Origin of the sequence: Frankia sp. Mgl5, from assembly GCF_023242985.1 — a bacterium.
GTDB classification, from domain to species: Bacteria; Actinomycetota; Actinomycetes; order Frankiales; family Frankiaceae; genus Parafrankia; species Parafrankia soli.
In genome coordinates this window covers 1-12,783 of record NZ_JALKFY010000853.1, presented here as the reverse complement: position 1 = coordinate 12,783, position 12,783 = coordinate 1, and the positions used below count along the sequence as shown (strand labels likewise).

The window sequence follows — 12,783 nt, the reverse complement described above, 5'->3', positions numbered from 1 at the left end:
GAGGATGACCGGCGTGCCCGCTGACCCCGACGCCCACGCGGCACCGGCGGGGCGGGCCGGCCGACGGGAGTGGACCGGGCTGGCCGTCCTCGCGCTGCCCACGCTGCTGCTGTCGCTGGACCTGAGCGTTCTCTACCTCGCGCTGCCGGGCCTCACCGAGGACCTGCGGCCCAGCGCCACGCAGCTGCTGTGGATCACCGACAGCTACGGCTTCCTGATCGCCGGCTTCCTGGTGACCATGGGAACCCTCGGCGACCGCGTGGGCCGGCGCCGCCTCCTGCTCGCCGGCGCGGTCGCGTTCGCGCTGACGTCCGTGCTGGCGGCCTGGGCGACGAGCCCGACGATGCTGATCGCCGCGCGGGCCCTGCTCGGGATCGCCGGCGCCACGCTCATGCCGTCCACCCTCGCGCTGATCAGCAACATGTTCACCGACGAACGGCAGCGGTCCACCGCGGTCGCCGTCTGGATGAGCTGCTTCCTCGCCGGGATGGCGGCCGGCCCGGTGCTCGGCGGCCTGCTGCTGGAGTACTTCTGGTGGGGTTCGGTGTTCCTGCTCGGCGTACCGGTCATGGCGCTGCTGGTCGTGACGGCGCCCGTGCTGCTGCCCGAGTACCGGCACCCGGGGGAGGGCCGCCTCGACCTGGTCAGCGCGACGATGTCGCTGCTCGCCGTCCTCGCGGTCGTCAACGGGCTCAAGGAGACGGCGGCGGGCGGTCCGGGCCCGGGTGCCGCCGGGTCGGTCGCGGTCGGGCTGCTGGTCGGCTGGCTGTTCATCCGCCGCCAGCGCGGCCGGGCCGACCCGTTCGTGGACGTCGGCCTGTTCGCGAACCGGTCGTTCACGGCCGCGCTCGGACTCATCCTGTTCGGCGCGTTCGTCATGGGCGGGATCAACCTGTTCGTGACGCAGTACCTGCAGCTGGTCGCGGGACTCACCCCGCTGCGGGCCGGCCTGTGGCTGGCGCCGGCGACGCTGGCCGTCATCGGCACGAGCCTGGCCGCCCCGGTGGCGGCGCGGTGGATCGGCGCGGGGCGGGTGGTCGCCGCCGGGCTGGGGGTGAGCGCCGTCGGCCTCGCGATCCTCACCCGGGCCGGCGATGGCGGGCTGATCCTGCTGGGGTTCGGGTTCGTCCTGGTCTTCCTGGGTGTCGGGCCGCTGGGCGTGCTCGGCACCGATCTGGTGGTCGGATCAGCGCCGCCCGCGCGGGCCGGGTCGGCGGCATCGCTGTCGGAGACGGGCAGCGAGCTGGGCGTGGCCCTCGGGGTGGCGCTGCTCGGCAGCCTGGGCACGGCCGTCTACCGGCACCGCCTCACCGCGGCGATCGACGGCGGGAGCCCGGCCGGGGGCGCAGGCCAGCCGGCGCCGGCTGCCCAGGCTGGTCCGTCGGCCGCGGTGACCGATGCCGCCCATGACGGCCTCGCCGGCGCGGCGCGGGTGGCGCGCTCACTTCCGGATGGCGGGACCGCCGTGCTGGAGCCGGCCCGCGACGCGTTCACCGCCGGCCTGCACGCCGTCGCCGCGGCGGGATGCGCGCTCGCGGTCCTGTTCGCGGTGCTTTCGGCCGTGCTGTTCCGAGACGGCGCCGGCGCCGGCGCCCGGTAGCGGTGCCGGTCGTGCCTTTTCCGGGCCGTCGGAGAAGCTGAACCCTTTTTGCGCCGTAACCTAATCGGAGGCCGGCCCCGGGCGGTTTCCGGTGACAACGCCGCCGCCGCGGTCGGCATGGTCGTGCGCGGCCGCCGTGACCGGATCGGCATTTCCCGGCGGCGCTGCGGAAACCGTGGAGGGTTCTGTTCCCGTCACCGCCGCACCGGCCATGGCAGGAGAGATGAATGACCTGGTGGTGGGCGGTGTGGGCGTCCCGTTCGCGACGCTCGCCGGGGTGCGCGCGCCCGGGTGCCGGCTGGCCCGCACGCCCCGACGCGTGCGCCCCCAGGGCTTGAGCGTCGAAAGGAACGTGGCGGTGATGAACATCGCGTTCATCAGGCAGGCGCCCGTGATGATCGCGGCCGTGGGCGCGGTGTAGTCGACGTTTCCGTCCGCTGTGGCATGGCCCGCGCGCACGATCATGGTGCGCATGAAGGCGGCCGCGAAGAGGACGGCGACCACCGTGATCGCCAGTTTGGTCACGACCCACCAGTGGTGCAGCAGACCCCAGCGGGTACGCAGTGAGATCGCGATCCCTGTCGCGAGGGTCAGCAGCGCCAGCGGAATGTTGAGAGCCCGGTCGAACACGTGCATGAGCTCATAGGCCGGATGCCGGATTTCGTTGTCGAGGGAAGCCGTGATGGCGAGCGCGAGCTGGCCCAGGGCGACGCCGTTCCACCCGACGCTCACCAGGACGTGCGCGGTTAACAGAATCTGACGGGCGACCCGCCGCTGCCCGCGGGGTCTCGCCGGGGGCCTGGCGGTTGCGATCGCGGTGGCAGTCATGCCGGCGACTCCGGATGTCGGATGGATCAAGCCAGAAAGTGCTATCGCGGAGCGGTGGCGCCGTCGTATGTCACACCGGCTACCCCGAACGAATGGAAATCACAATACATGGCACGAGAGGGCTAGATACCAACCTTTCGAGGTCAGGTCCGGATCGTGCCAGCGGGGCCGGCATTCCGAATTGGGAATGGCTCGCGGATGCGAATCCGCTGGTTGGAGGCTCGGCAGCGGTTCGGGGCGGCCGTCGGCGCGTGGCGGGCCGCCCTCGGACGTCCCGGCCGGCGACCGGAGCTTCGCTACGCACTGTCACTTGGGGCTTGGGTGCGTTGCACCATGTACGGTCTGACAGAGCGGGTGAATGCGGTCGGGGCGCTTTCGGTACACCAGCCCGGGCCCGCCATTCGTGACGCTGCGTGAGAATTGTGGCGCGGCTCTCCCGTTCACGCCGGCCGCCTGGCGGCCAGGGCGCGGCCGCCGCGGCGGGGCACCGGCGGTGGGAGCGGCGGTCGCGCAGAGACCGCCGTGATCGTCCCTGGAGCCGCCGCCGGCCTGCCCATCCGGCGGGTGCGGCCGCCCCGCGGCGGCCCGGGACGGCCGTCGGCGCGCGGCGGGCCCACCGGCGCGGGACCCGCGCTCAGGCACACGCCCTGGCCGCCAGGCGGCAGGCGCGACGTGACAACTCGACACGAGCAGGGGGTGCGGACCGGATGGCCAGACCGACGGGACTCTCAGGGAGCGGGCGCGAGCGGAGTGCCGCGTGTTCGCCGCCGTAGTCGCCCACCTTGTTCTCGCCGCGGTCCTGCCCGCGCTGACCGGCCGGCTGGGCCGCACGGCCTTCCTGCTCGCGGCCGCCGCGCCGGCAGCCACGTTCGGCTGGCTGGTGGTCCGGATACCGGCCGTACTCGACGCGGCCACGGCCACGAGGGCCGCCGGCGGAGGGCACGGCGCCCCCGCCGGTGACCTGCTGGTCGAGACTCTCACCTGGGCGCCGACCGTCGAGCTGGAGATCGTGTTCCGGCTCGCTCCGCTGGCACTGCTGATGGCGCTGCTCGTCACCGGCGTCGGCGCGGCGGTGCTGGTCTACTCGTTCGCCTACCACGCGCCGCACGCGGCCGACGGCGGCCTGCCCGTGCCGGGCTCGGCGGGGCCGGGCCGGGCGAGCGCCGCGCTGCTCGCGTTCGCGGGCGCGATGCTGGGGCTGGTCCTGGCCGACGACCTGTTCACCCTCTACCTCTTCTGGGAGCTCACCACCGTCTTCTCCTTCCTGCTGATCGGGCAGGACGGCGTGAGCGCCCCCGGCCGGCGGTCCGCCGTCCAGGCGTTGCTGATCACCAGCGTCGGGGGCCTGGCGATGCTGTTCGGCTTCGTCCTGCTGGGGCAGGCGGCGGGCACCTACCGGATCTCGCGGATCGTGGCGGCGCCGCCGTCCGGCGCGGTGGTCACCGCGGCGCTGGTGCTCGTCCTGCTGGGCGCGGCTACGAAGTCGGCCCAGATCCCGTTCCACTCCTGGCTGCCGGCCGCGATGGTCGCGCCCACCCCGGTCAGCGCGTACCTGCACGCCGCGGCGATGGTGAAGGCCGGGGTGTTCCTCGTGGCGACGCTGACCCCGGCCTTCGCCGGCGTGGTGGGCTGGCAGGTACCGGCGGTGGCCCTCGGCGCGGCGACGATGCTGCTCGGCGGCCTGCGCGCGCTGGTGCAGACCGACCTCAAACGGCTGCTCGCCTTCGGTACCGTCAGCCAGCTCGGGTTCCTCACCGCGCTGGTCGGGTTCGGGTCGCGCACCGCGGCGCTGGCCGGCGCCACGCTGATCCTCGCGCACGGGCTGTTCAAGGCCGCGCTGTTCATGGTCGTCGGCATCGTCGACCACCAGGCCGGGACCCGTGACCTGCGGGACCTGTCCGGCCTGTGGCGGAGCGTCCCGGTGGTGTGCGGGGGAGCCGTCCTCGCCGCCGCCTCGATGGTCGGGCTGCCGCCCTTCCTGGGCTATTTGGGCAAGGAGGCCGCCTTCGAGGCGCTTGTCCACGGCGGGGCCGGCGAGCGGGCGCTGCTCGCCGTGTTCGTGGCGGGCTCCTGTCTGACCACCGGGTACGCGCTGCGGTTCCTGTGGGGTGCGTTCGGCGCGCGGCCGGGAGCGCCGCCGAGCGCGGTCGCCCGTCCGGCGGCGGTGTTCGTGGCGCCGGTGGTGGTGCTGGCCCTCGCCGGACTCGGCCTCGGGATCGCGCACCGGGGCGTCGACCGGCTCGTCGCCGCCTACGCCGACGGCTTCCCCGCCGGCGCCGCGCGCTACCACCTCGCGCTCTGGCACGGGCCGGGCTGGCCGATCGCGCTGTCCGCCGTCGCGGTCGCCGGGGGCGTGCTGGTCTTCGCCGCGGCGGCGGTGCCTCCGCGGCGGCTGTCGGCGCGCCTGCCCGATCTCCTGGACGCGCAGCGCGGCTACGAGCGCGCCGTGCGGGCGCTGGACTGGTCGGCGGTCGCGGTCACCGGCCGGCTGCAGACCGGCTCGCTGCCGGCGTACCTCGGCGTCATCCTGCTCACGGCGCTCGCGGTGCCGGGCACCGCGCTGGTCACCGGAGCCTCCTGGCCCGACGACCTGCCCTGGTGGGACTACCGCATCCAGCTCCCGCTCGCGGTGGGCATCCTGCTCGCCTCACTGGCGGTCGTCCGCGCCCGCAGCAGGCTCACCGCGACGCTGCTGCTCGGCGCGGTCGGATACGGGATCGGCGCGCTGTTCGTCGTCGACGGCGCGCCCGACCTCGCGCTGGCCCAGTTCCTCGTCGAGACCCTGTCGCTGATCGTTTTCGTCTTCGTGCTGCGGCGGATGCCGGTCCGGTTCTCGACGGCCGACCGTTCGTCGCCGCTGCGGCTGCCGCGGATCGCCGTCGCCGTCGCCGTCGGGGTTTTCGTGGCCGGGTTCGCGATCGTGACCAGCGGCTCGCGCGCCGGGATGGCGCAGCCGAGCCAGGAGTTCATCGCACGCTCGCCCGGCGAGACCGGGGCGACGAACGTGGTGAACGCCATCCTGGTCGACTTCCGGGCGTTCGACACCCTCGGCGAGATCGCGGTGCTCGCGGTGGCCGCGCTCGGCGTGGCCTCGCTGCTGCTCGCCCGCACCCCGCAGGGGCGCACGATCGACCAGCTGCTCGGCCCGGCGGACCGGCGGGCCGAGGAGCCGGTGCGGGCACGGTCGGTCCTGCTGGAGGTCACGACCCGGGCGGTGTTCCCGGTGGTGCTCGTGTTCTCGCTGTACCTGCTCTTCGCCGGCCACACCAGGACGGGGGGCGGCTTCTCCGGCGGGCTCGTCGCCGGCCTGGCGTTCGTCCTGCGCTACATCGCCGGACGGCGCCGCCGGGTGGGCGCGGCCGTTCCGGTGGTGCCGATCGCGGTGATCGGCACGGGGCTGGTGGTCGCGGCGACCGCGGGGCTCGCGCCCGCGCTGCTCGGCGATCCCGTCCTGGAGAGCTACGTGTTCAAGGGAGATCTGCCGATCCTGGGTCACGTCGAGCTGGTGACGAGCCTGTTCTTCGACGTCGGGGTCTACCTGCTGATCATCGGCGTGGTGCTCGAGCTGCTGCGCACGCTCGGCACCGCCGTCGACAAGGAGGCCGACGCCGAGATCGAGGCGGGCCGCGAGCGCGTGGACGAGATCGCATGAGCCCGGTGAACCTGACCTCGGCCCTGGTGGTCGGCGGCCTCTACACGGCCGGGACCTACCTGCTCCTGCAACGCTCGCTCATGCGCGTGCTCATCGGGCTCGTCCTGCTCGGGCACGGCACGAACCTGCTCCTGCTGCTCGTCGGCGGGGAGAGCGGCCAGCCGCCCATGGTCGGCTCGGCCCGGCCCGAGGACATGTCGGACCCGCTCCCGCAGGGCATGGCGCTGACCTCGATCGTCATCACCTTCGCGCTGACGACCTTCCTGCTCGCGCTCGCGTACCGGGCGTGGACCCTGCTGGGGGACGACGAGGTCCGCGACGACCTCGAGGACGCCCGCATCAGCCGCCTGGAGCCCGGCGGGGGACCGGCCGACGGGGCCGAACAGTCCGACCGGGAGGACCGGGAGCCGCCGCGCGAACCGGGTGAGCTCGCCGTGCCCGGCCTGCTCGAGCGGTGCGACGCCTACGGACGGCGCCCGTGAGCGTCCTGGCGGTTCTCCCGGTCGTGGTGCCCCTGCTCGCCGCCGGCGCCGTGCTCGTCCTGCGCGGCCGGGTGCGGGCGCAGCGGATCCTCGCGCTCCTGGTGGTCGCGGGCGTCGTCGCCGACGCGGTGGCGATCGTCGTGGTCGCCGACACCGACGGTCCGCTGGTCGCGAACCTGGGCGGATGGCCGGCGCCGATCGGCATCACGCTGGTCGCGGACCGGCTCTCCGGCCTGTTGCTGCTCACCTCGGCCGTCGTCACCTTCGCGGTGCTCGCCTACGCGATCGGCCAGGGCGTCACGGAGGACACCCGGCGCGGCAACAGCTCGATCTTCCAGTCGGTGTACCTGGTCCTGGTCGCCGGTGTGGCGCTCGCGTACCTCACCGGCGACCTGTTCAACCTGTTCGTCGCGTTCGAGGTCATGCTGGTCTCGTCCTACGTGCTGATCACGCTCGACACCACCGCGGGGCGCATCCGCGCCGGCATGACCTACGTGATCGTCAGCATGACGTCGTCCCTGCTGTTCCTCACGATGCTGGCGCTGGTCTACGCGGCGACCGGGACGATGAACCTCGCCGACCTGTCGGGGCGGGTCGGCGAGCTGCCGGAGGGCCTGGCCGCGGCGCTCGGCCTGCTGGCCCTGGTCGTCTTCGGTATCAAGGCGGCGGCCGTCCCGCTGCACTTCTGGCTGCCGGACAGCTACCCGACGGCACCGGCGCCGGTCACGGCCGTCCTCGCCGCCCTGCTGACCAAGGTCGGCGTGTACGCGCTGCTGCGGACGCACACCCTGGTGTTCGCGCATGACGGGGTGTGGGTGCTGCTGCTGGTCGCCGCGGTGGTCACGCTGCTCGTCGGAGCCCTCGGCGCGCTCGCCCAGGACAACCTGAACCGGATGCTGTCGTACCTGCTGGTGAGCCACATCGGCTACATGCTGTTCGGCCTGTCACTGTTCACCGTGATCGGCCTCACCGGTGTGATCATCTATATGGTGCACCACATCGTGGCGCAGGCCGCGCTGTTCCTGGCCAGCGGACTGATCACCCGGTACGCCGGGACGTCGGTGCCGCGGCGCATGGGCGGGCTGGCGGCCGCCGTGCCGGCGACGGCGGTGCTCTTCGCGCTGCCGGCGCTCAGCCTCGCGGGCATCCCCCCGTTCTCCGGCTTCGTCGCGAAGCTGACCCTGCTCGAGGCCGGGTCCGGGGTCGGCACCTGGCCGGTTTACGCCGCGGTCGCCGCCGGCCTGGTCACCAGCCTGCTGACGCTCTACGCGATGGCCCGGGTGTGGACGCTGGCCTTCTGGGGGTCGCGCCGGGCGAGCGTGCCCGACCCGGAGCCCGCGGACGACCTGGTGGTCGGGACGGAGCGGGTGAACCGCCCGATGATCCTGGCGACCGGTGGGATCGTCGCCGTCGGGCTGGCCGCCGCGGTGTTCGCCGGCCCGCTGGCCGCGCTGAGCCAGCGGGCCGCGGACGACCTGCTCGAGCCGTCGGGTTACGTGGAGTCCGTGCTTCCGGGCGCCGTCCCGGCGGGGCTCCCGCGGGCCGTTCCGGCAGGGGCCGGCCGATGAGCCGCCGGAGCGCCGGGCCCGAGCCGGCCGCCCGCGTGTTCCGTCGGCCCGGCCGGTTGCTGTGGCTGTGGGCGGTGTGGATGCTGTTGTGGGGCCGGCTCACCCCGCTGGCCGCGCTCAGCGGGCTGCTCGTGGCGGCCGTGGTGCTCGCCGCCTTCCCGCTCCGCCCGGTCGCCCCGGGGGCACGGTTCCGGCCGCTGCCGGCGCTCGCCCTGCTCGGCCACCTCGTCGCCGACCTCGTCCCGTCCGCGGTGGCGGTGGCCTGGCAGATGATCCGGTACGGCCCGCGGACGCGCTCGGCGATCGTCGCCGTGCCCCTGGGCGCGACGTCGGAGGTGGTGTCGACGCTGACCGCGAACGCCGTCTCGCTCGCGCCCGGCGCGTTCGTGCTGGAGATCGACCACGAGGCCGGTGAGCTGTACGTCTACGCGCTCGCCGCCGGCGACGAGCAGGCGGCCGACCGTACCCGCGCGGCCGTGCTCGGCCTGCAGCGCCGGGTGCTGGCCGCCTTCGGCTCCGCAGCGGACGTCCCCGCGCCCGGCCGTCGCCGTCGCGGCGCGCACGCCGGCACAGATGACGCCGAGGTACCCGACCGGGAGGCACGGTGATGACCACCGTCTACACGATCACGTTCGTCCTGCTCGCCGTGGCCGGGCTGCTCACCCTGGTCAGGGCGCTGGCCGGGCCCACCAACCTGGACCGCATCGTCGCCCTCGACGTTCTGGTGATCCTCATCGTCGCGGGTGTCACGGTCGAGATCGGGATGCGCAACGAGGGCTGGAACATCGCGCTCGTCGCGGTCGTCGCGCTGCTCGGCTTCCTCGGGTCGCTGACCGCGGCCCGACTGGTCGAGCGGCGTGGGACAACCCGCTGATGGCCCGCCAGGTGATCTCCGCGGTGCTGCTGCTGACCGGCGCGCTGTTCTGCCTGCTCGGCGCCTGGGGCCTGCTGCGGTTCCCGGACGTTCCCTCCCGGCTGCAGGCGGCCACCAAGCCCCAGACGGTCGGCCTGGTGTCGATCCTGCTTGGCAGCGCCGTCCAGCTCGCTCCCCGCCACGCGGCCGGCCTGCTGCTCGTGGCGCTGCTGCAGCTCGTCACGGCGCCCGTGATCGCGCAGCGGGTCGGCCGGGCGGCCTACCGGACCGGCCGGTTCCGCCATGACCTGCTGGTGGTGGACGAGCTGGCCAGGCGCCGGGGTGGTGTCGCCAGCCCGGGCCAGGCCGCCGACCGCCGGTGACGTTCTGGCGGCGCGGCCGGGCCCGGTCGGACTGGCCCGGCCCGGCCGCCGGACCTCCCGGACCGGACCGGGCCGCCGGGCCGCCGGCTCAGGTCGGCTGCGGCCCGCCCGGTTCGCTCTGTTCGGCGAGGAAGCGCTCCAGCGCCGCGCCGAGCTCCTCGCCGGTCGGCAGCGGTTCGGAGTCGTCGACCACCGGCAGGTGTTCGCCCTCGCGGCCGCGGTGGAACGCGTCGTACTGCTCCTCGATCGCTTTGACCACGTCGGCGGCCTCGCCCCCGCGCGCGATCTGGCTGTCGACCTCGCCCCGCACCTCCAACGCGGCGGAACGCAGCCCGTCCAGCGGCAGGAGCAGCCCCGTGGACTTCGAGACCGAGCTGAGCAGCGCCTCGGTCGCGGCCGGATAGGTGGCCTGCGCGAGGTAGTGCGGGACGTGCGCGGCGAAGCCCATCGCATCCGCCCCGGACCGGCCGATCTCGTACTCGAGCAGGTGCCCGGCGCTGCCGGGTACCGACAGCCGCCGGACCCACGGCTCGTACCCGACGAGCAGTTCCTTGCGTGTCGCGTGCGCGGTGACCCCGCACGGACGGGTGTGCGGCACGGCCATGGGGATCGCGTTCAGCCCGACCGACATGCGGACGCCCAGCTCCGCCATGACCGCCTGGACGGCCTTGGTGAAGCGCTTCCAGTGCAGGTCCGGCTCGGGGCCGCAGAGCAGCAGGAAGGGCGTGCCGGCCTCGTCGTGGAGCAGCTCGATGGCCAGGACGGGATCGTCGTAGCTTTCCCAGTGGTCCTCGTAGAAGACCATGGGCGGGCGCCGGGAGCGGTAGTCCATGAGCTGGTCGACGTCGAAGGTGACGATCCGCTCGTGCTGCAGCGCCGTCGTCAGGTGCTCGCTGGCGAGCCCGACAGCGCCACCCGCGTCGACGACCCCGGTCATCGCCTCGATCAGTACCGGGCGGCCGAGATCGTCCAGGTCGCTCCTGATCTCGTAGAGCTCTCTGGGGTCAAGCATCGGTCGTGCCCTCCCTCACCGATCTGGTCCGCGGCGGTCCGCGGTGACACCCTGGCACTAGGAAGTCGCCGTGGCGGTCCCGCATTCCGACTCCGCCGGGGCAGCTCCGATGCGCATGATCGAGAATACCAACGCCCACCCTCGCCCCGGCGGAAATAGTGCCGTACGAGCGGCGTGGCGCCGTCGTGCCTGCTATGTCGGGATCGTGTCTCTCGGGATCGCGTCTGTCGGGATCGCGGGTCACCGCCCGGTCAGCGACCCGCTGCTCACCCGGACGTCGCCGATCAGGCCGGCCAGCCGCAACCGCAGCCGGGGGGTTCCCGGGCGTTCCGAGACCATGGCCAGCTCCAGGTGCCGGTCGCCGAGCACGACCAGGCCGCTCATGTCTACCTCCATCCCGTCCGGGACGCTGATGGTGAGATCGCCGATCAGCGAGATATAGAGAATGTCGAGCACGCCGTCGGTCACGGCATCCTCGTCCATCAGCGCACCGCGCAGATCCAGCGTCCAGTCGCCGAGCAGGTTGACTATCACCGTCCGCCGGGGCATCCGCCAACGGCCGAGCCGCCGTCCGTCGCCGAGAATGTTGACGATCGTCGACGACGAGCGCTGGATGCCGACCCGCGGCGGGACGATGCCGGCCCCGGCCCGCGCCAGCTCCTCCGCGGTCTGGGCGGCCCAGGCGCTCCCGACCCGCTCGCTGAACTCGTCCAGGGTCAGCCGCCCGTCGCCGCAGGCCGCGCGCAGCTGGTCGGCGGTCGCCTGCCGGTCGGCGTCGGTGATCGGCGCGGACGGGCCGTGGCGCGGGCCGGCGCTCTTCGCCTCGCCCACGCCGAAAGCGGGCCCGGGAACGGAAGCGGGGCCGGTGCTGCCGACGGGGCCGGTGCTGCCGGCGGGGCCGGCCTCTGCCGGACCGCCGGCCTGGCTCGGACGGACCGGCGCGGCGTCGTCGCCGGTCGCGGGAGCCGGGCCGGGATCGGGTGAGTCGGGCATGTCCCGACCGTAGCGGCCCACCCGCCCAGCGCGAAGCCCGCCTCGGCCCCGGCGACGGACCGGCCGGGAACCGGTCTCACAGGGAGGTGAAGGCAAGGCCCCGACCCCTGGCCCGCAGCGCCGGCAGGACCTGGCGAAGCGCCTCGACGGTCTGCGATCGATCGCCGCCGCCGTCGTGACACAGCAGGATGTCGCCCGCCCGGGCGCCGGTCAGCGTCCGCACGATCGAGGCCACCCCGGGCCGGGTCCAGTCGCGCGGGTCGACGCTCCAGCCGACCGGTGTCAGGTGCTGCGCGGCCGCGGCGGCGAGGACGGTCGGCGACCAGTCCCCGCCGGGCGACCGGAAGTACCGGGGAGCGACCCCACCGGCCGCGGTGATGATCGCCTGGGCCGCGGAGATCTCCCGGGCGACGGTCGCGGCGGAGCCGGCGCCGAACGGCGTCGGATGGTCGAGCGAGTGGTTGCCGACGGTGTGCCCCTCGGCGAGGATGCGCCGGACCAGCTCCGGGTGGGCCTTCGCCTGGACCCCGATGACGAAGAAGGTCGCGCGGACACCGTTGCCACGCAGCACCTCCAGGATCCGCGGCGTCCAGACCGGGTGCGGTCCGTCGTCGATGGTCAGCGCGATCGCGTTCGCCGGCGCCGCGGGCCGCGCGCCGCGGACCCGGCTCACCGCGCCCGACCGCCTGCCCGCCGCGGGGGCGGCCAGGGCCGGGTCGACCGCGCCGAGTGCCGTGAGGCCGGCTGCTCCCGCGATCGACCACCCCAGCAGCCGTCGCCGGGACGGCCCGCCCGCCCGGCCGCCGCCGGCCTCACCGCCCGCTTCGCCCCCGGCCCCGAAACCGTCCCCGGACGAGGGGCGCACGCTCATGGCGAGACCTCACCGCTGCGACTGGAGCGGACGCGGCACGTACGGCTGAGCTTCATCCCGTTGTCCCTTCACTGTTCCGAACACCGGGTCTCACGGCGCCCGGCGCCGGTAGACCATACGTCGTATGTGCCGGTGCAAAGCGGGCATAAATTGCGGTTGGAAATGTCAACTGTGGGGATGAAAAAAGAGGTTGCGGACGGTGGCCGGTCTGGCTCGGAGCCGAGCGGTACCAGTGCCAGAAAAAGGGCCTGGCGGGAGTGAAACGTCCAGTTGTCGCCGGAAGGTGCGGCCGGGTCGAATGGGAGTGCTCACCCGCTGGCGGCTGCCGGCACCGAGCCCGCCCTACAGCGACCCGGTAGGTCCCATCAGTAGATGCAGGCGGCGGCGGCCGTCACCGGCGGCGGCTCGGCCGTCGCGGACGATCCCACCGACGGCCCCACCGGCAGCGTGGCGGACGGCCCCAGCGTGCCCGGGGCTGCGGGCGTAGGGGCCCTCCTGCCCGAAGCCGGTCATCCGCGCGTACACCAGCCGGGGGTTGCGC

The 12,783-nt window shown here is 73.9% G+C and carries 12 protein-coding genes; 7 read left to right on the top strand and 5 right to left on the bottom strand.

Features of this window, described 5'->3' with window-relative positions; genetic code table 11:
• The first annotated feature begins 13 nt into the window (after positions 1–13).
• The gene (locus tag MXD62_RS37860) at positions 14–1,600 is read left to right on the top strand and encodes an MFS transporter (protein WP_248834121.1); all 1,587 of its coding nucleotides are present in this window, start codon (positions 14–16) and stop codon (positions 1,598–1,600) included.
• A gap of 60 nt (positions 1,601–1,660) precedes the next feature.
• Here MXD62_RS37860 and MXD62_RS37855 read toward each other — a convergent pair whose 3' ends face one another.
• Positions 1,661–2,332, bottom strand: a complete 672-nt coding sequence (locus MXD62_RS37855) for a hypothetical protein (RefSeq protein WP_248834120.1) — start codon at positions 2,330–2,332, stop codon at positions 1,661–1,663.
• An 853-nt stretch (positions 2,333–3,185) separates the two neighbouring features.
• Here MXD62_RS37855 and mbhE point away from each other — a divergent pair.
• Genes mbhE through mnhG form a run of 6 tightly spaced genes read left to right on the top strand, consistent with a single transcriptional unit; the run spans position 3,186 to position 9,366 of the window.
• Entirely contained in the window at positions 3,186–6,080 is a 2,895-nt protein-coding gene (gene mbhE, locus MXD62_RS37850) for a hydrogen gas-evolving membrane-bound hydrogenase subunit E (RefSeq protein WP_248834119.1), read from the top strand.
• The gene (locus MXD62_RS37845) at positions 6,077–6,562 is read left to right on the top strand and encodes a Na(+)/H(+) antiporter subunit C (RefSeq protein WP_248834118.1); all 486 of its coding nucleotides are present in this window, start codon (positions 6,077–6,079) and stop codon (positions 6,560–6,562) included. Before mbhE ends, MXD62_RS37845 begins: the two co-directional genes overlap by 4 nt.
• Positions 6,559–8,130, top strand: a complete 1,572-nt coding sequence (locus MXD62_RS37840; RefSeq protein ID WP_248834117.1) for a Na+/H+ antiporter subunit D — start codon at positions 6,559–6,561, stop codon at positions 8,128–8,130. Before MXD62_RS37845 ends, MXD62_RS37840 begins: the two co-directional genes overlap by 4 nt.
• Positions 8,127–8,738, top strand: coding sequence for a Na+/H+ antiporter subunit E (locus MXD62_RS37835; RefSeq protein WP_248834116.1), 612 nt, complete (start codon positions 8,127–8,129; stop codon positions 8,736–8,738). The genes MXD62_RS37840 and MXD62_RS37835 overlap by 4 nt, the downstream gene beginning before the upstream one ends.
• Positions 8,738–9,004 (top strand): monovalent cation/H+ antiporter complex subunit F, encoded by a 267-nt coding sequence (locus tag MXD62_RS37830; RefSeq protein ID WP_248834115.1) that lies wholly within the window; start codon positions 8,738–8,740, stop codon positions 9,002–9,004. Before MXD62_RS37835 ends, MXD62_RS37830 begins: the two co-directional genes overlap by 1 nt.
• Positions 9,004–9,366 carry a monovalent cation/H(+) antiporter subunit G gene (gene mnhG / locus MXD62_RS37825; protein WP_248834114.1) on the top strand — a complete coding sequence of 121 codons (363 nt, stop codon included), beginning with the start codon at positions 9,004–9,006 and terminating at the stop codon, positions 9,364–9,366. The genes MXD62_RS37830 and mnhG overlap by 1 nt, the downstream gene beginning before the upstream one ends.
• 88 nt (positions 9,367–9,454) lie before the next feature.
• Here the strand turns inward: mnhG and MXD62_RS37820 are convergent, their stop codons facing one another.
• From MXD62_RS37820 to MXD62_RS37805, 4 genes are all read right to left on the bottom strand, one after another.
• Positions 9,455–10,378: a proteasome assembly chaperone family protein gene (locus MXD62_RS37820; RefSeq protein ID WP_020462680.1), complete on the bottom strand. Its 924-nt coding sequence runs from the start codon at positions 10,376–10,378 to the stop codon at positions 9,455–9,457.
• 240 nt (positions 10,379–10,618) lie between these two features.
• Positions 10,619–11,371 (bottom strand): DUF1707 domain-containing protein, encoded by a 753-nt coding sequence (locus MXD62_RS37815; RefSeq protein WP_248834113.1) that lies wholly within the window; start codon positions 11,369–11,371, stop codon positions 10,619–10,621.
• A 76-nt stretch (positions 11,372–11,447) separates the two neighbouring features.
• Positions 11,448–12,242, bottom strand: a complete 795-nt coding sequence (locus tag MXD62_RS37810; protein ID WP_248834112.1) for a polysaccharide deacetylase family protein — start codon at positions 12,240–12,242, stop codon at positions 11,448–11,450.
• Positions 12,243–12,584: 342 nt separating this feature from the next.
• On the bottom strand, positions 12,585–12,783 hold a 199-nt coding region (locus MXD62_RS37805), incomplete at its 5' end, for a CoA transferase (protein ID WP_248834111.1).

Bases quoted from the DNA above. Each gene is read 5' to 3' on its own strand.
- MXD62_RS37815 (WP_248834113.1), bottom strand. From the start codon at position 11,371: ATGCCCGACTCACCCGATCCCGGCCCGGCTCCCGCGACCGGCGACGAC.
- MXD62_RS37835 (WP_248834116.1), top strand. From the start codon at position 8,127: ATGAGCCGCCGGAGCGCCGGGCCCGAGCCGGCCGCCCGCGTGTTCCGT.
- MXD62_RS37820 (WP_020462680.1), bottom strand. From the start codon at position 10,378: ATGCTTGACCCCAGAGAGCTCTACGAGATCAGGAGCGACCTGGACGAT.
- mnhG (WP_248834114.1), top strand. From the start codon at position 9,004: ATGGCCCGCCAGGTGATCTCCGCGGTGCTGCTGCTGACCGGCGCGCTG.
- MXD62_RS37810 (WP_248834112.1), bottom strand. From the start codon at position 12,242: ATGAGCGTGCGCCCCTCGTCCGGGGACGGTTTCGGGGCCGGGGGCGAA.
- MXD62_RS37845 (WP_248834118.1), top strand. From the start codon at position 6,077: ATGAGCCCGGTGAACCTGACCTCGGCCCTGGTGGTCGGCGGCCTCTAC.
- MXD62_RS37830 (WP_248834115.1), top strand. From the start codon at position 8,738: ATGACCACCGTCTACACGATCACGTTCGTCCTGCTCGCCGTGGCCGGG.